Consider the following 17,424-nt stretch of genomic DNA (forward strand, 5'->3'; position numbering starts at 1 on the left):
CAGAACCTCAGGAAGCTGGCCAAGCTCCTGCCGAACGGACCGCAGATGATGCCAGCCTGAGGACGAAGGCGGTCCTCGTCCTGCGCCGCCCGCGTATCCTTGCCGGCCGCGAGGCGACTTTTTCAACGACATCGGCCAGAAGCGGCCATCTGCCTGTCCGCCTCGAATTCCGCTCCTGGGTGCGAAGCAGGCGCTGTCATTGTTTCGCAAGTTCGCAGCGTGCATCGCCTCCGCCCCGATTGAGACGTGGCCAGACGCGAACTAATCGCATGCGCCTGTTCAAGGCATGGGCGCAGATCGCGGCGTGTAGGGTGGTCAGGCAGCAAACACGCGATAGACCGAGCCAGCCTGCGGCGCGCAGCCGTGAGGTCCTGGGGCTGACTCCGTTAGACGGGCCGAACACGCAAGAAAGCCTTTAGAGCTGCTTCGCCCATTGGAGCTTTGGCACCGTCACATACGATTTTGAATGCCCGACGTTGACAGCCTGCAGCTTGCCGCCATGTGCAGCGGACTGGTACATGGCGCATCACGGTCTCGCGCCATTATACGCCGGCCCAGCCGAACGATGCGTGCCGGTATCGGCCGAACTCGTTCCGGGCCGACGAACGGTCGACCCTATGCTCGGGCAAGCTTACCGTCGCCGTAACCTCGCGTTCTGATTGGCCACATGCTTCCGCTGCTTGAAACTACTCTGACTCTGCGCCAGCTGGCGACTCATTGGTCGAATGAACTCTCGGCCAGGATGGAAAAGCACGAAGTCCTGAACCGTTTGCTCGCCGCTTTTTGGGCAGGACACCTCCGATGCGCACTCGCAGGCGTCGGCACCGGATTTGACCTTCGGACTCGCGTCTTGGCGACAATCGGCGCGAACGGCTCGCATCCTGGCGTTTTGTTCCTGCACAAGGGCGAAGTCGCGCCCCCAGTTGTCCAGACTGTTGGTGACGAGATCCAGGCTGACTTGCGCATTCGGATTCAACTCCCCGACGCACAGGATCCGGCAGGTCAGGCAATCGCCTATCGAGCCCTGGGCGGTCTCGCACTCGAGGACTTCTCCCATGCGGCTGCTCCCGTCCTGTGCATGCTCACCGTCGACCGGGACGACTTTCAAGTTTTCTGCGTTGACCAAGGGTATGAGCTGCCGGCCTTCTGGTTTGCAAGATCCAGGGCTGCCGGCACGGCTGCCGCCGAGTCTCGCGCGGTGCGATGGTTCCAGGAACAGGCCGCGAAGGGCGGTCATCCTCCCCGCAAAGCACAGATGCTGAGCGAGCTGAGGAGACGCTTCAACATCGCGGAACGAGCTGCCCTGAGAATCTGGAGCGGTCACGCGCCGGACGCGTGGAAGACCCCGGGCCCGAAGAAGCCTGGGAGAACGTGAGGAGATAATGGCGCCCGCCATGATCTCCGCGCGTAAGTGCCTGCAAAGCCAGCACTAGATCAGTTCGGAGCCCGAGCCTGGCGGCGCCGGCTATTCTTCTGAGGCGAGGTACGGCCCTTGGTGGCGCATGCCCCGCCGCATCCCCAAACGTCCGCAGCACGCCAACGCACGCACCCCTCCGACGCGCTCGGAGGTGACGGAGAGCGCTGCCGCGCGGTCCCAAGGCGATTTCGGCTCGGACCTTATCCACCCGGCCTTGCTCTCCCTGGTCGCGCTGCTGGCGCGGGAGGTTGCGGCCGAAGCAACGTCGGCCACACCCCAGCAGGGCTGCGTCAACGCGGGCCAGGCCATCTCCCAGGACGCCAAGCATGAGTAAGAAGCTCACCTCCCCTGCCCTCCCGCCGCGTCCGGAGCCCCTGAGGGGCGACCTCGCCCGCCTGCTCACGGTCGAGGACGCCGCCGCCATGTTGCAGGTCGATCCGCGCACGATCCGCCGCCTCGTGCAACGCGGCGAGCTGGCGGCGATCCGCATCGGCCGCCTCGTTCGCATCGAGCCCGGGGCCCTGCGCGTCTTCGTCAGCAACTGCGGACAGTAATGGACTGGGGTGGGCACGATGTACTGCTTTCAGGTCGAGATTACTCTTCGTGAATAGGCCGCACGTTAAACCGGGTTGCTTAAACGTGCTACCTTCTCACGATCCGATACTCCAGTCCTCTCCTGTCATCACGAGGCCGCTGATGTCCACTCCGCCCCTCTCACGCAGCCCCACCCTCGCCGACGTGATCGCCGCTGTGGCCGCGTCGGAACTCCCCGTCCGCCGCCGCCAGGACATGGTCTCGGCCGTGCGCACCGTCTGCCGCCTGCTCGGCCGCGAGCCGGACTCCGTCGCCGCCGACCCGCGTGCCCTGGCCCTCCGGCTGAAGGCGATCGCGCCCCAGGCGGCGGGCTTGTCGCCGGCGCGCTGGAACAATGTCCGCTCCCTCATCCGCGCCTCCCTCGCCCTCGTCCGGCCCATGATGGCCGGGCGGTCGACGACGCCCATGTCCGTGGCCTGGCAGGGTCTCTACGACGTCCTGCCCACCAAGGCCGAGCGGGCGCGCCTGTCGCGGCTGCTGCGCTGGTTCTCCGCCCGGCAGATCGATCCCGCCGGAGTCTCCGCCGAGCATCACCAGGCCTTCGCGCAGGAGATCGCGACCGACAGCCTGATGCGCAATCCCGACGGCACGTGGCGCGACACGGTCGAAGCCTGGAACCGCTGCGTGCGGCGGGTCCCGGGCTGGCCCCAGACGCCGATCGTGCGGATCAGCCGCCGCGACACCTACAGCCTGCCCTGGGAAGCGTTCCCGACCTCGCTGAAGGCCGACGCCGACGCCTGGCTGGACCGGCTGGCGGGGCGCGACTTCGCCGACGACGGCCCGTCGCGCCCGGCCCGGCCCCGCACGATCGCGACGCGCGCCTACCAGCTCCGAGCCTTCGCGTCGGCCCTGGTCCAGCGCGGGTGGGAGCCGGCCTCGCTCAGCTCGCTCGCCGATCTGGTCACCGAGAAGGCCTTCGCCACGGGGCTGCGGTTCTTCTATGACCGCGGCGGCGGCAAGACCTCGAGCGCCATCTACAGCATGGCCAGCATGCTGAAGGGCGTGGCCCGGCATTGGGTCAAGGTCGACGATCCCACCCTCGCCCGCATGGGCAAGATCGTCGGCAAGCTCGCCGTCCCCATGCAGGGCCTCACCGAGAAGAACAGGACGCGCCTGCGCGCCTTCGGCGACGAGGCCGCCATCGCCAAGCTGATCGGACTGCCGCAGCTTCTGCGCGACGAGGCCGATCGCGGCAAGCTGCCCCCGCGGCTGGCCGCCGTCCGCGCCCAGCTCGCCGTCGCCATCCACATCCTGCTGGTCGCCCCGATCCGGCGCGAGAACCTCGCCGCCATCGATTGCGACAGGAACCTGATCCAGGTCGGCCCGCGCCTGCACCTCGTCATCCCGGCCGCGGACGTCAAGAACGCCGTCGACCTGGAGTTCGAGCTGCCGGCCTCCACCGTGGAGCTGATCGCCTGGTACCGGGAGAAGCACCGCGACGCGCTGGCGCCGCCCGGATGCACGGCGCTGTTTCCCGGCGCCGGCGGGCGCAGCAAGACCGGCGGCACGCTCGGGGCGCAGATCACTGAAATCGTGTTCCAGCGCACTGGACTCAAGGTCAACCCGCACCTCTTCCGGCATATCGGGGCCAAGATCTTCCTGGACCGCCAGCCCGGGGCCTACGAGGTCGTGCGCCGGGTGCTCGGGCACAAGAAAATGGCGACCACGACGAGCTTCTACACCGGGCTGGAGACCGCGGCGGCGACGCGCCACTTCGACGAGGTGATCCTGCGCCAGCACGAGGCCGCCTCGCGCATCGCGCCGCGCCGGCGCGGGAGGCGCGCATGAGCGGGGGCCCCTACGGTCGCGGCAAGGCGCCCGAGCGCGCCTGCCTCAAGGTCGAGAGCTGGCCTGAGCAGGATCGGCGGCTGTGGCGCGCCGCGTGCCAGGACGCCGATCCCTTCGAGCCTGAGTCCGGGTCGCGGGCCGGCTACTCGCCGGCCTCGAACCGCAAGGCCGAGAAGGGCTATGGCCGCTGGCTGACCTTCCTGGCGCAGACCGGCGACCTCGACCTCGGCGCAACTCCGGTGGACCGCATCACGGCCGAGAGGACGAAGGCCTATGTCCGGCACCTGCAAGGGCTCGGCAACGGCTCCAACACCGTGCTGTCGCGCTTGCAGGAGCTGAGCGACTTCGCCGCCGCCGTCGACCCCGCCTTCGATCGCGGCCCGCTCTACCGCCTCGCCTCGCGCGTCCGCTCCGGCGGCGCGCCGGTGCGCGACAAACGCGCCAAGCTGGTCACCTCTACCGAACTGCTCGGGCTGGGGCTGGGGCTGATAACGACGGCGGCGGCAGTCGGCTCTCCGATCGACCAGGCCGTGCTTTTCCGGGACGGGCTGATCATCGCCTTCCTGGCGTTGCGGCCCTTGCGCCGCAAGAATCTGGCGGGGCTCAAGCTCGGGCGTTCGCTGCTCCAGACCGGCGAGGGCTGGATGGTCAGCATCCCCGGCGAAGAGACCAAGAACGGCGACCCGATCGAGGCGCCCTGGCCCGAGATCCTGCGCGAGCCGCTGGACCAGTATCTGGCCGTGCACCGGCCCGTGCTGGTCGCCCTGAAGAACCGTCGCTCGGCCCCGGTCGGCGACGCGCTCTGGGTCAGCCGGCACAGCTCGCCCCTGACCCAGATGGCGATCTACTGGCAGGTGCGGGAACGAACCACGGAGGCGTTAGGCAGCGCCGTGAACCCGCACTTATTCAGGGATGCGGCGGCGACCACGTTGGCGGTCCTGGATCCGCAGCGCGTCCAGTCGGCCTCGGCGCTGCTCGGCCATCGCACGTCGGCGACAACCGAGCGGTTCTACCAGCAGGCGCAGAGCCTGGAAGCGCACCGACATTTCCTGGACGTGGTGGATCCGGAAGGTGGCTGAATTGTACTCTTCGCGGCAGGCGCGTTCGCACGTCAAGTCGTCGTTTCGCCCTTGGCCCAACTGGTTGCTGGACAGGCTGCCGCGACGAGTTAGTCCGGCTTGCACGACCTGCGCCGGCTCCAGCCTGATTAGACACGCGCTGATCATAACTGGACCGACTATCTGATCGAGAACCTACAGCTACGATCCGGCGACTTAAACCTATGGCTTCTAACGGCGTCACGCGCGAGTGCAAGCCGCGCCGCTGAGCCACCCAGCCTGACCTGAAATCGCCGCCTACCCCCGCGCAGCTCGCCTGCCCGCGAACGCGGTGGCGGCGAGGTCGTGCAGCCTGGCGGGCTCCGTCCGGGCCTGCTGCGCCCGGGGCGCATCGGCCTGGACCGTACGGAAGGCCGCCACGAGCTGGTTCAGCCGCTCGATCTGCCCGGTGAGCGAGCCCGCGGAGGCGGCGCTCTCCTCAGCCAGCGCCGCGTTCTGCTGCGTCATCCCATCCATATGGGCGACGGCCTGGCTCATCTCGTCGATGCCGTTTGCCTGCTCGTGGGCGGCGCTGGCGATCTCATCCACCGTGGTGGCCACCTTGCGGGACGCGCTGACGATCTTCTCCAGCGTCTCGCCCGCCGAGCGCACCAGCATCACCCCTTGGGCGACTTCCGCAGTGGAGGAGCTGATCAGCCCGGTGATGTCCTTGGCGGCCTCGCTCGACCGCTGGGCCAGCGTCCGGACCTCCGACGCCACCACGGCGAAGCCCTTGCCGGCCTCACCGGCGCGCGCAGCCTCCACGGCCGCATTCAGCGCCAGCAGATTGGTCTGGAAGGCGATTTCGTCGATCACCGACGTGATGTCGGAAATCCTCTGCGACGCCTGCTCGATGCGGGCCATCGCCTCGATGGCATGGCCCACGATCTGGCCGCCGCCCTCGGCGACCTTCGTGGCCTCCTCCGCCGTCGCTAGGGCGTGGCGCGAGGCCTGCGCCGAAGCCTTGACCGACGCCGCCAGCTCCTCGGTGGTGGCTGCGGTCTCTTCCAGCGAGGAAGCCTGCTCCTCGGTCCGGCGCGAGAGGTCGTTCGCCCCGGACTGGATCTCCCGCGAGGCGTCGCCCACGTCGATCGCCGTCGTCTGGATGGTGGCGACGGTCTCGGCCAGCCTCGCGACGGTCTCGTTGATGGCGGTCTTCAGGTCCGCGAAGCGGCCCCGGTACTCGGTGGTCACGATCTGAGTCAGGTCGCCGCCGGCCACACGGGTCAGCGCCTCGGCGAACTCCGTGGTGGCGCGGTCGACGACCGCGTTGATCTCGTTGATGCCGCCGACCAGCTTTCTCATCTGGGCGTCGTCGGTCCGCATCTCCAGCCTGGCGCTGAAATCGCCGGCTGCCGCGGCCCCCACCACTTCGCCCACGTCGTGGACGACCGCCATCATCGAGTCGGCCCGCGCCGCGCGCTCGGCCTCGGCCTGGCGCTCTTGCGCCTCGAGCGCCTTCACCTGCTCGGCATTGGCCCGGAACACCTCGAGCGCCCTCGCCATGGTGCCGAGCTCGTCCTGGCGCTGGGTATGCGGGATCTGGAGCGAGACGTCGCCCTGGGCGAGGCACTGCATGGCCAGCGTCGCGTCATGCAGCGGCCGCGTGACGTTCCGCGTCGTCAGCCTCACCGCGCCGAAGAAGCTGATGCACAGCACCGCGAGCAGGACCGCCGGAAGCGTCCTCTCCGCAACGCTCACCACCTGCTGCGCATCGGCCGAGAAGGCGTCGCTCAGGCGCTCGTTGTCCGCCGCGTAGCTAACGAGCAGGTCGTTGAGGGCCTGTCGGTTTTTGCGGTTCAGGTCGTTGTTGCCCTGTGCGTCGGCGGCCGCCACCGAAACCTCGCGGGCGAGCCGAATGGTCTCGGTGCGAAAGGCGATGAAGTCGGCGACGGCGGCCTTCAGCCGTGAAAAGCGCTCCCGACCGTCGGCGGCGACCCTGGTCCCGAGCTCCGCGACCATCTTGGCCAGCGCCTTGAAGCGTTCCTCGTTGGGCTTGGCGAATCTCTCGACCTCGTCGCGGCTCTTGGCGAGATAGATGCCGCGGGAATCCATCACCACGGCGGTCACGGCGGAGTTGATCCGCTCGGTCCGCAACGACAGATCCGCCTGCCGCTCGCTGCGCGCCTGAACCGCAGTCACATGCCACAAGGTCCAAAGCGACGCGCCCCCGACCAGAACCGCGCCCGCAGACGCAATCATCAGCATTGCAACAATCTTAGTCTTGATAGATTTCATGTTCGGCCTCGCTTCTCCCTCACCTTCGGAGAAAACCGTAAAGACTTCGCGATCGACGGCTTGGCGCCGAAAGGGCGTGCCAAGGCAGAAGTTTCCGGCAAAGTGCATGAGCTAGTACTGCGCAACATTCCGCGCCGAGGCGCTTCCCGGCAGGGAGGACCTGTCCGGGAGTGGCCACCTGTGCAGCTTCGAGCCGACGAGATTAGCCCGATCAGAGGGAGGCTGATAAGGGAACCGACCCCGGGGACAGCCAGTTGATCGATTTGCTAAGCGGATCGGACGCTGTCGTCCCCAGCCTTATGGATCGATTCAGCCTGCAACAGCGGACGACAGACACAGGCTTTCCAGCCATGTAGGGCGACGAGCAGGCAGTCATCCGGCGTCCCGGTTTCGCAACAGCACCACGGCATTTGGGAGCCCTCCGCCTGCGGCAGTCATCTGACCAGCGCCGCTTATCCGAGCAACTCGCGCAGCTTGGTCGCAAGTTGTTCGTGGCTAAAGGGCTTCATGAGCACATGCACGCCAGGATCGAGCACCCCGTTATGGACGATGGCGTTGCGGCTGTAGCCGGTGGTGAACAGCACTTTTAGATCAGGGCAGCGGCGGCGCGCCTCTTCGGCAAGCTTGGCCCCATTCACCTCAGGCATGACTATGTCTGTGAACATGAGGTCGATGTGAGGCTCACTGTCCAAGATGCGCAAAGCCGCCATGGCTCCGTCAGCCTCTCGAACGCGATAGCCTAGCTCCAGCAGCGATTCAGTGGTCATCTGGCGTACAGCGGCATCGTCTTCCACCACGAGAATGGTTTCGAGCAGGCCGGTCGGCAAGGGCGGGGAAAACTCGCCCTCAGAATCCGGCAGAGCCGAGCCCAGAAAGCGCGGGAGGTAAATTTTCACAGTTGTGCCCGGCGCATCGCACCCCTGCTCGCTGTAGACTTTGATGTGCCCGCCGGACTGCCGCACAAAGCCATAGACTTGGCTGAGCCCAAGGCCTGTGCCCTTCCCGACCGGCTTGGTCGTAAAGAAGGGCTCGAAGACTTTGTCCAAAACGTTCGCGGGGATGCCCGTCCCAGTGTCGGTTACAGCGATCAAAACATATTGGCCGGGCGCTACGTCCGGATTCTCGCGAGCGTATCGTTCATCCAAATGACAATTCATCGTCTCTATGGTGAGGCGCCCGCCTTCCGGCATTGCGTCACGGGAGTTGACGGCAAGATTGAGGATAGCCTGCTCGAGTTGGTGCGGATCGGCGTGGGTGCGCCAAAGCCCGCCCGCGAGGACTGTTTCCATCCGGATATGCTCCCCGAGACTACGCCTCAGCAGGTCCGAGAGCCCGGACAACAATCGATTAGGTTCGATCGGCACAGGCGCCAACGCCTGTTGTCTGGAGAAGGCGAGCAGCCGCTGGGTGAGAGCCGTGGCGCGCTCAGCGCCCTCACGGGCGTTGTTCACGAAGCGTTGCAGCGACCCAACCTGACCTCGGTCCAGGCGTCGCTGGAGCAGCTCTAGGCTACCTTGGATAACCGCAAGCAGATTATTGAAATCATGCGCGATTCCACCGGTGAGTTGCCCAACCGCCTCCATCTTCTGGGCCTGGCGGAGTTGCTCTTCGATCATTTCGCGCTGCGCGATAGAGGCAAGAAGCTCCGCATTTGAGGTCTTAAGCTCCGTCGTGCGCTGTGCGACTTCGTGCTCCAGCCGCTCGTTAAAGCTGCGCAGTTCCGCCTCGGCCGCACGCTGGTCGGTGATGTCTGTATGCACCCCGACCCACTCTCGAATCGCGCCATCGTCTCCCAGAACCGGTATTGCTCGGACAGAGAAGAGCCCCCATTCACCGTCCTTTCGCCGCACCCGGTGCTCAAACAGGAAAGTCCCCCGTTCGCCAACGGCCTTCTCCCACGCGGTGATGGTCGGCTGCACGTCATCGGGATGCAGGGCGTGGGTCCAGCCATAGCCTTGGTACTCTTCGGAGCCTTGCCCCGTGAGCGCCGCCCAACCGGGCTGGTCGCCCTCCATGTGTCCGGAAGCGCTATTGGTCCAAATCACGCCACTGACGGCCCGCACAGCGGTGCGGAAGCGTTCCTCGCTCCGGCGCAAGGCCTCCTCAGTCTGACGTCGTGCGCTGATTTCGTGCTGCGCCGCTTGGAACAAGCGCGCGTTGTCGATGGCCACTGCCGCCTGTGACGCGATTCCGATCAGAAGGCGTTCGTGTCGTTCGCTGAATATGCCGGGCTGAGGGTGGCCAAAGAAGAGCCCTCCAATTACTTCGCCAGAACGGGACATAACCGGGACGGCGAGATAGCTCCTGACGGGGAGGTGCCCCTCCGGCATGCCGGCATGAGGCGCATTACGCCCATATCGCTCATCCTTGGTGATGTCATCAGACCGCACGGGCCCCTGGCCCTCGAAGGTGGGGGCGAAAACATGGGTGTTGCGGGGCATGGGGAACTTGGAGAAGTGTTCGCGAGGGACGCCTGAAATCGTGTAGAGCGTGTAGCTCTCTCCCTGATCGTTCACGACGTTGTAGAAGAAGGCCCCGAACGCCGCTCCTGTAAGGTCCACGCCAGCGTCTGTGACCACCTGAACGATTCTATCGAGCTCGAGCTCAGAAGCGATGGCTGCGCCGGTTCGGTTGAGCGTATCGAGACGTTCCGTTTCCGCTCGAAGAGCGTTCTCGGCCGCATCACGATCCGAGATGTCTGTGAAAGCCGCCAGGGCTCCAACCACGCGGCCGTCGTCCCAGATGGGCGTCGCATTCACGGACAACACGACGCGTTCGCCGGCGGCTCGGCTGACCGCGGTCGTAATGTTTGTCGCTGTTTCTCCGCGCAGCGCGCGACTGACGGGCAGCTCCTCCTGAGCCATCGGGCGGCCATCGGAGGTGGTGCTCACCCAATCGGGCGCATCATACCGCCTGCCCTCGATGTCGGACCGTTCAAGGCCCAGCATTCGCTCCGACGCACGGTTGGCATAAGTGATGACGCCGTGGTCGTCCGTCTCAACAATCGCCACTGGCGATGTGTTGAGAATGCGCTCGAGGCGCTCTTTGCTCTGCTCCAAGTCCGCTTCGGCGCGGTCGCGCGCCCGGGCCCTTTCAGCCAAGTCCACACCGGCCCGGGACAGAGCTTCTGCGACCGCGTTCACCTCGCGCAAAACCGTGTGAGGGGTGGTCACTGCTTGAGCGGCGCCCAGAGCTCGCGCACTCGCGGCGAGGCTATGCAGCGCGCTTGCGATCTTTCGGCCGCACCAAGCGGCGATGATCACGGACACGCCGAGTGCTGCACCACCAAATCCGATTAGCCAAAGTAAGGATCGACGTAGTGGGACTTGGACCGCGGCGATCGGCACGCCAACGGCAGCCTTCCACCCAGAGATCGTGGACCGAGCGTAGGCCGACAGCACCGGCGTTCCCTCGACCGTTGTGCCTACCCATAATCCCTCTATCCCGACCGCGTTTTGGCGCAGGTCGGCGGTGGCTTGAGCGCCCACGAAACGCTCATGCTGACGCGAGCGTGCGATGATAGCGCCCGTTTCGTCGACCAACGCGCCGGTCCATGCTTCAGGCAGGCCTTGGCTGACCAAAAGGCGAGCAAACCGGCCAGGCTCGAGCCCAGCGCTGATCAGCCCAACTACGCGGCCTTCTCGGATGATGGGTACGTTGAGACTGACGATCGAGAGTCCCGTGGTGGCGCTGGAAAAGAGATCGGAGACGGTTGGCTTTTTCGTCGCGATCGCCCGCTTGTCCCCCTCTGGGAGCGACACGGGAAGCACAGAGCCAAACGGCAGGCGTGTGTTAACGATCTGTTGGCCGTCGACAGACTTGACCACGATGGCAGCATCGAGCAGCGACTTGACCTCGGTGGCCTGCTGATAAAGCTGCTCGAAATTGCGTGTGTCCCACAGTCGAGAGGTGGCAAGCACCTGAAGGGCGCTCTGCAAGCCACTAAGTTCGCGGTCGACGGCTGACGCAACAGCGCGAGCACGCTCCAGAGCCTCGATTTCGTAGCGGCTCTTCTCGCCTGCCGCATACCTGTTCAGAACAAGCCCGGTGAACGCAACCACTGGCACGAGCAGCCCTATGATCAAGACGATAAGGATGAGCTGCGTCGAGATGGCGCGTCGTGACGGAGTGGCGACGGTGTGCTGCACGGTGATCCCGGTCGTTGTTTTGCCTCGCCCCGAACGACCGTTAGCAGAACTGCGAACTTAGCTCCAGTTTGCGCCTACGAGTAAGGCGACGGAGTTCGTTGCGCCTGCCGGGTCGGACCCCGCAAGGCTCGCTCCAGCTCGCCAGCGGGCCACTCGGCCAATCGCTCGCGGGTGGATACCCAGGACGGTCGCCGCGTTCAGTGTTGTCGCAACCCTGACAATTGCTGACGGCTGGCTGGCAAGCTAGACTTCTTCCATGAACAGGCTCGACGTGGTGATCGCCGCAACCGGACTGAGCGCCGGCTCAGAGCACCGTTCCTATCCGGCGCCCGCGATCTCGGATGATTCCGCGGCGCTGTATCAACTCACGGACCGGTTGTTTCGCGCATGCTCGCTTCAGGACGTCTATGACGCCGCGTTGGACGCGATAGCGAGTGCGATGGACTGCCAGCGCGCTTCCATACTGCTGTTCGACGAGGAAGGCGTCATGCGCTTCGTCGCGTGGCGGGGCCTGTCGCTCGAGTATCGGCGAGCGGTGGACGGCCACTCGCCGTGGAAGCCCGGCGATATAGCCCCTGAACCGATTTTCGTCATTGATATGGAAAAGACAAATGAGCCAGAGGACATAAAACGAGCGATCGCGCATGAAGGCATCCGTGCGCTTGCGTTTATTCCGCTTGTCGCGCGCGGGGTGGTTGTCGGAAAATTCATGACCTACTACGACGATCCCCGTGCATTCACTCGACGCGAGATCGAACTCGCGGTCACCATCGCGCGGCAGGTTGGTTTCAGCATCGAAAGAGCGAGAGCCGAAGCGGAGCGGGAGGCCGCCGAAAGCGCTTTGAAGGAGCAGGAGGAATGTTCACGCGTTATGCTTGAGCATGCGCCCGTGATGATCTGGACGAGCGATCAAAAGGGTCATTGCAGTCACCTCAACCACCTGCTCCGGGAGTTCTGGGGCCTCGCGGAGGATGACGTCGCCGCCTTCGACTGGTCCAGCACGATCCACCCCGATGACGCGCAAGCGGCTCTTGAGACCATCACGCGAGCCGTCGCGGACCGAGTCGGGGTCAGGCTTCAAGGCCGGTACCGGAACGCCCAAGGGGGGTACCGGGTCTTGCTAACCGACGCACAGCCGCGGTTCTCCGGCTCTGGAGAGTTTCTTGGGATGATCGGCGTGAATGTCGACATCACCGAGCGCGAGGAGGCGCAGGCTCAGCGCGAACTGCTCCTGGCTGAACTTAACCACCGGGTGAAGAACACATTGGCCGTTGTGCAAGCTTTGGCGCAGCAGTCGTTCAAAGCCTCTGCGGGGGACGAACGGGATGCTTTTTTCGGGCGCCTGAACGCTCTCGCGACCGCCAATACCATGCTCACGCAAACCAACTGGACATATGCTTCGCTGTCCAGAATCGCAGAGGACACGTTAGCCGCAGGTCGACCCAACGGGGACCGGTTGTCCCTCTCTGGGCCGACCATCCCCCTCGACCCAAGAGCCGCTCTCGCTGTAACGCTGGCGCTGCACGAACTGCTGACCAACGCGGTGAAGTATGGCGCACTCTCGAACGAGCTCGGGGCCGTTGACGTCACTTGGGTTCTTCTTGACAGCGTCGAGCCCCGCTTCAGGCTTGTGTGGCGGGAAAGCGGAGGGCCGCTGGTGGCGCCCCCTTCCAAAACCGGCTTCGGCTCCCGGCTCATTCGGCGTCTGCTTGCGAAAGATCTATGCGGACACGTGGAGCTCGACTTCAGGCCGGAAGGCGTCGTGTGCACCATTGAAGGGAAGGTGAGCGCGGACGACCGCGCCTTCGCCGCCTGAAGGGGCATGCAGTTCCTCAGAAATCCAGGACCTCCCTCACTTTTTTCGCCAGATCACTAGCGGTGAATGGCTTTCCGATCAGGTTCACGCCTGCATCAAGACGGCCGTTGTGGACAATCGCGTTTCGCGTGTAGCCGGTTGTGAACAACACTTTCAGGCAAGCTCGCCCCCGAGTGGCCTCGTCCGCCAGTCGACGTCCATCGAAACCGTCGGGCAGCACGACGTCGGTGAGCAGCAGGTCGACGGAGGGCAATTGGTCCAGGATTGCTAGCGCTTGGCGCGCATTGGCGGCTTGCAGCACGCAATAACCGAACTCTTCCAGAACACTCGCGCCGTACTGCCGCAAATCATCGTGATCCTCCACGAGAAGGATGGTCTCCGATCCGCCGTGGATCGGTCGGACCTCCACCTCAGGCGTATGCGTGCGCTCCGATCCGACGTCTGCCAAGCGAGGCAGGTAGATCTTGACCGTGGTACCGAGGCCAACTTCGCTATAAATGCGGATGTGCCCACCGCTCTGGCGGACGAAGCCATAGACCTGACTGAGCCCCAAGCCGGTCCCCTTGCCGACGGGCTTGGTCGTGAAGAATGGCTCAAACACCTTTTCCAGGATCTCCGGCGACATGCCCTGCCCAGAGTCTGTCACGGCAACTAGGACGTATTGGCCGACCGGAACGGGTTCGGGGACGCTGTCCACATAGTCGGCATCAAGGAATGCGTTGGAGCATTCGATGGTCAGCTTGCCGCCGCCTGGCATCGCGTCGCGGGCGTTGACGGCCAGATTGACTAAGGCGTTTTCCAGCTCGTTGGGATCGACGAGCGTTTTCCAGAGCCCCGCGCCGGACACGGTTTGGAGGCTGATGGTCTCTCCGAGCGTTCGCTGAAGGAGATCGGCCAGGCTGGTGACGAGTTGATTGGGGTCGACAGCTTTGGGATCGAGGGCCTGCCGGCGTGAGAACGCGAGCAGCCGCGACGTCAGCGTTGCGGCCCGCTTGGCCCCCTGCATGGCCATGCTTGCGGCTCGCTGCATGCGCTCACTGGCTGGCCCGGCCGGCACATTCTTGAGCTGCCGCTCGATCGTCTCCACGCCTCCCATGATGACGGTTAGGAGATTGTTGAAGTCGTGCGCCACGCCCCCCGTGAGCTGCCCGATGGCTTCCATTTTTTGAGATTGTCTGAGCGCCTCTTCAGCCTGCATGCGTTGGGCGAGCTCCTCGGCCACGCGCGCCTCCAACGTCGCGTTTAATGTCCGGAGCGCCTCGTTTGCTGTTTCAGCGGCCTCGCGCGCCTGGAGCAGCTCGCGCTCGTACCGCCGTCGATCGACGGCGTTGAAGACCGTAATCCGGATGAAGCGTACGCGCCCATCATCGTCTCGGCGTTCAACCGCATTGACCAGCACGGGTAAGGCTGCGCCGGCTTCGCGCCGAAGCTCCAGTGCGACCTCGTTGAAGAAGCCCTGCATCCTCAGCAGAGGCGCAAAATGGGTTTCGTAAAAAATTTTGCCCGCGATATTGAGCATGTCTTGAAAGCGCCGGCCCACAAGCGATGCCGGGCGACACCCCAGCCAATCGGCCAGGGTGTGATTGGCGCGCAGGATCAGGCCGTCTGGGAGAGCGGAGATATACCCGCACGGCGCATTCTCGAAGAGATCTCGGAGATCGTCCTCGTCATCATGCATGCTGGTAATTGGGGCGCCCATTCAGAGGAACGCCCGGATGGCCGCGATGGTCTCCTCGGGCGCGCTCAAATTCGGGCAGTGCCCGGTCGCTTGCATAAGAACCAATTCGCTGTTCGGGAGCGCCCGGTGGACGTATTCCCCGACCTCCTGCGGCGCAATGACGTCGGCCGAACACTGAAGCACCAGCGCTCGCGCAGTCACGCCTTCCAGATCACGACGGTTGTCTGCGAGAAAGGTTGCGCGGGCGAAGCGTTTGGCGATCTCCGGGTCGGTTCGACAGAAGCTGTTGGTGAGTTCTTGGCCGAGCTCGGGCCGCTCGGGATTGCCCATGATCATAGGAGCCATGGCGTGGGACCACCCCATATGATTTTCGTCCAAAAAGGTCAGGAGCTCATGCACTTGCTCCTCCGAGAAGCCGCCGCGGTACTCGCCATCATCGATATAGCGAGGGGAAGGCCCCACAAGAACGAGGTCATCAAACATCGGAGGCTGCTTCCGCCAGGCGAGCACGCCGATCATCGCGCTAACGGAATGGCCGACGAAGACCCCGTGCTGAACCCCGAGTTCCTGACAAATTTCGATCACATCGTCCGCGTAGCCGTTCAGTTCGGCATATTTATTTGGATCATAAGCCGTCAGGTCTGATTGGCCGGCGCCAACATGATCAAAGAGGATAACGCGAAAATTCTGCTCGAATGCGGGAGCAACAAGCCTCCACATATTCTGGTCGCAACCGAAGCCATGGGCGAAGACCATGGTCCGGGAGCCAGATCCGGAAACTCTTACGTTGTTGCGCCGTGTGACGTTCATTGACGTGCTCCAGCGCCCCCTCTGGGGCCTAGCATCCTCACGAACCGAGTTCAATAGAAAGGCTGCGGTTCAAACCACTACGCGCAGCAGACTTCCGACAAAGGCGGCGTTGGTGCCCCAGCCCCTAAGCGATATGCTGTCTCGGCCATGTGGTGATCTGGAGCCTGCAATGCGCGCCGTCATCTACGCCCGCTATTCGAGCGACCGCCAAAGCGAGGCGTCGATCGAGGACCAGCTCGAGGTCTGCCGACGCTATGCGCAGGCGCAAGGCTGGCGCGTCGTCGACACCTATACGGACGCGGCGCTGAGCGGCGCGAGCCGCTTCCGACCGGGCTTTCAAAAGCTCACCGCCGACGCCGGACAGCGTCGCTTCGACATCGTCATCTGCGAGGCCGTGGACCGGCTCGGTCGTCGGCTGGCCGACACCGCCGACTTGCAGGACACACTGGCCTTCCACGGCGTGCGGCTGTTCACCCCGACGCTCGGGGAGGTGACCCAGATCCATGTCGCCGTCATGGGCATGATGGCCCAGATGGCGCTACGCGATCTCGGCGAGAAGACCCGCCGCGGCCAGCTCGGCCGGGTGCTCAAGGGCCGCGTCGCCGGCGGCCTCGCCTACGGCTACAAGGTGGACGCCTCAGCCAAGTGCCGCGGAGCCCGCATCATCGAACCGGCCGAGGCGGCCGTGATCGAGCGGATCTTCCGCGAGTTCGCGGCCGGCAAGAGCCCCGAGGCCATCGCCAAGGACCTCAATCGCGAGAGCGTTCCGGGACCGGGCGGCCGGGCCTGGTCCAACACCACGCTGCGCGGCCAGGCCAGCCGCGGCTCCGGCGTGCTCAACAACGCGCTTTACCGAGGCGTGCTGGAGTGGAACCGCTGCTCCTATGTGAAGGACCCGCGCACCGGCCGCCGGGTGGCGAGGCCGAACCCGCCCCACCTCTGGGAGGCCATCCCGGTTCCGGAGCTGCGCATCGTCGCCGACGAGCTGTGGCTCAAGGCGAAGGAGCGCCAGCGCGAGGTGCGCGCCCGCGGCGGCGGCCAACCTGGGAGCGACGCCGCCCTGAACGCCACGCACCGGGCGCGCTTCCTGCTGTCGGGCCTGCTGCGCTGCGGCTGCTGCGGCGGCGGCTACACGGTGGTGGGCAAGGACCGCTACGGCTGCGCGACGCGCCGCCAGAAGGGGACCTGCGACAATGGCCGCACCATCACCCGCCAGGAGATCGAGAGCCGGGTGCTGGCCGGCCTCAAGGAGCGCCTGCTGGCGCCCGATCTCGTCGCCGCGTTCATGACGGCGCTCCAGGGCGAGCTCACCAAGGAGCGGCAGCGTCGGCTGGCCAGCGCCGGCCAGCGCGCCAAGACGCTGGCCGAGATCGACCGGCGCATCGCCGGCATGCTGCGGGCCATCGAGGATGGGCTGTATGAGCCGTCGATGAAGGACAGGATGGCGGCGCTGCGGGCGGAGCGGGAGGCGCATCTGGCCGCCGGCGATCCGGAGCCGGACGCGCAATTGGACATCCTGCTGCACCCTCGCCTGCCCGAGCTGTACCGGCGCAAGGTGGAGACGCTGGAGGCGGTCCTCGACGGTCCCGACCGGGCCGAGGCCATGGACGTCATCCGCTCGATGATCGACCAGGTCGAGTTGCGTCCCCGCGCCGATGGGCCCGGGCTCGACGCCGTGCTGCATGGCGATCTCGCCGCCATCCTGGCCGCTTGCGGCGAGGCCAAGGCGCACAACGCAAAACTCCCCGGCGCTGGGGAGCGTCCGGGGAGTCTACTGTCGGTGGTTGCGGGGACAGGATTTGAACCTGTGACCTTCAGGTTATGAGCCTGACGAGCTA

General features: G+C 65.2%; 11 protein-coding genes. 7 read left to right on the forward strand and 4 right to left on the reverse strand.

The genetic code is table 11. The features are described 5' to 3' along the window. The first annotated feature begins 667 nt into the window (after positions 1-667). The 5 genes from ACYVO7_RS25120 to ACYVO7_RS25140 all read left to right on the forward strand — a co-directional run bounded on the left by ACYVO7_RS25120 (position 668) and on the right by ACYVO7_RS25140 (position 4,878). Positions 668-1,375 carry a hypothetical protein gene (locus ACYVO7_RS25120; RefSeq protein WP_460452499.1) on the forward strand — a complete coding sequence of 236 codons (708 nt, stop codon included), beginning with the start codon at positions 668-670 and terminating at the stop codon, positions 1,373-1,375. A 193-nt stretch (positions 1,376-1,568) separates the two neighbouring features. Further along, positions 1,569-1,751, forward strand: coding sequence for a hypothetical protein (locus ACYVO7_RS25125; RefSeq protein WP_460452500.1), 183 nt, complete (start codon positions 1,569-1,571; stop codon positions 1,749-1,751). Continuing rightward, complete coding sequence (locus ACYVO7_RS25130; RefSeq protein WP_460452501.1) at positions 1,744-1,971, forward strand: helix-turn-helix domain-containing protein; 228 nt, start codon at positions 1,744-1,746, stop codon at positions 1,969-1,971. The genes ACYVO7_RS25125 and ACYVO7_RS25130 overlap by 8 nt, the downstream gene beginning before the upstream one ends. Positions 1,972-2,113: 142 nt before the next feature. After that, positions 2,114-3,799, forward strand: a complete 1,686-nt coding sequence (locus ACYVO7_RS25135) for a hypothetical protein (RefSeq protein WP_460452502.1) — start codon at positions 2,114-2,116, stop codon at positions 3,797-3,799. Then, on the forward strand, positions 3,796-4,878 hold the full coding sequence (locus ACYVO7_RS25140; RefSeq protein WP_460452503.1) for a tyrosine-type recombinase/integrase: 1,083 nt from the start codon (positions 3,796-3,798) through the stop codon (positions 4,876-4,878). Before ACYVO7_RS25135 ends, ACYVO7_RS25140 begins: the two co-directional genes overlap by 4 nt. A 276-nt stretch (positions 4,879-5,154) precedes the next feature. Here ACYVO7_RS25140 and ACYVO7_RS25145 read toward each other — a convergent pair whose 3' ends face one another. Together ACYVO7_RS25145 and ACYVO7_RS25150 are read right to left on the reverse strand one after the other, a co-directional pair. Beyond that, on the reverse strand, positions 5,155-7,104 hold the full coding sequence (locus tag ACYVO7_RS25145) for a methyl-accepting chemotaxis protein (protein ID WP_460452504.1): 1,950 nt from the start codon (positions 7,102-7,104) through the stop codon (positions 5,155-5,157). A 482-nt stretch (positions 7,105-7,586) separates the two neighbouring features. Continuing rightward, complete coding sequence (locus tag ACYVO7_RS25150; RefSeq protein WP_460452505.1) at positions 7,587-11,282, reverse strand: PAS domain S-box protein; 3,696 nt, start codon at positions 11,280-11,282, stop codon at positions 7,587-7,589. 256 nt (positions 11,283-11,538) lie between these two features. Between ACYVO7_RS25150 and ACYVO7_RS25155 the strand changes: the two genes are divergently transcribed. After that, on the forward strand, positions 11,539-13,098 hold the full coding sequence (locus tag ACYVO7_RS25155) for a sensor histidine kinase (protein WP_460452506.1): 1,560 nt from the start codon (positions 11,539-11,541) through the stop codon (positions 13,096-13,098). 16 nt (positions 13,099-13,114) lie between these two features. Here the strand turns inward: ACYVO7_RS25155 and ACYVO7_RS25160 are convergent, their stop codons facing one another. Both ACYVO7_RS25160 and ACYVO7_RS25165 read right to left on the reverse strand, forming a co-directional pair. Then, positions 13,115-14,776, reverse strand: a complete 1,662-nt coding sequence (locus ACYVO7_RS25160) for an ATP-binding protein (protein WP_460452507.1) — start codon at positions 14,774-14,776, stop codon at positions 13,115-13,117. 21 nt (positions 14,777-14,797) lie between these two features. After that, a complete protein-coding gene (locus ACYVO7_RS25165) occupies positions 14,798-15,586 on the reverse strand; it encodes an alpha/beta fold hydrolase (RefSeq protein WP_460452508.1) in 789 nt (262 codons plus the stop codon). Positions 15,587-15,755: 169 nt separating this feature from the next. On the opposite strand from ACYVO7_RS25165, the gene ACYVO7_RS25170 reads away from it, so the two are divergent. Beyond that, positions 15,756-17,411, forward strand: a complete 1,656-nt coding sequence (locus ACYVO7_RS25170) for a recombinase family protein (RefSeq protein ID WP_460452509.1) — start codon at positions 15,756-15,758, stop codon at positions 17,409-17,411. Positions 17,412-17,424: the final 13 nt, after the last annotated feature.

It is taken from the genome of Alsobacter sp. SYSU BS001988, from assembly GCF_054796215.1.

Coding starts and splice junctions, on each gene's coding strand:
- ACYVO7_RS25140 (WP_460452503.1), top strand. CDS start 3,796: ATGAGCGGGGGCCCCTACGGTCGCGGCAAGGCGCCCGAGCGCGCCTGC.
- ACYVO7_RS25145 (WP_460452504.1), bottom strand. CDS start 7,104: ATGCTGATGATTGCGTCTGCGGGCGCGGTTCTGGTCGGGGGCGCGTCG.
- ACYVO7_RS25120 (WP_460452499.1), top strand. CDS start 668: ATGCTTCCGCTGCTTGAAACTACTCTGACTCTGCGCCAGCTGGCGACT.
- ACYVO7_RS25160 (WP_460452507.1), bottom strand. CDS start 14,776: ATGCATGATGACGAGGACGATCTCCGAGATCTCTTCGAGAATGCGCCG.
- ACYVO7_RS25155 (WP_460452506.1), top strand. CDS start 11,539: ATGAACAGGCTCGACGTGGTGATCGCCGCAACCGGACTGAGCGCCGGC.
- ACYVO7_RS25130 (WP_460452501.1), top strand. CDS start 1,744: ATGAGTAAGAAGCTCACCTCCCCTGCCCTCCCGCCGCGTCCGGAGCCC.
- ACYVO7_RS25170 (WP_460452509.1), top strand. CDS start 15,756: ATGCGCGCCGTCATCTACGCCCGCTATTCGAGCGACCGCCAAAGCGAG.
- ACYVO7_RS25165 (WP_460452508.1), bottom strand. CDS start 15,586: ATGAACGTCACACGGCGCAACAACGTAAGAGTTTCCGGATCTGGCTCC.
- ACYVO7_RS25135 (WP_460452502.1), top strand. CDS start 2,114: ATGTCCACTCCGCCCCTCTCACGCAGCCCCACCCTCGCCGACGTGATC.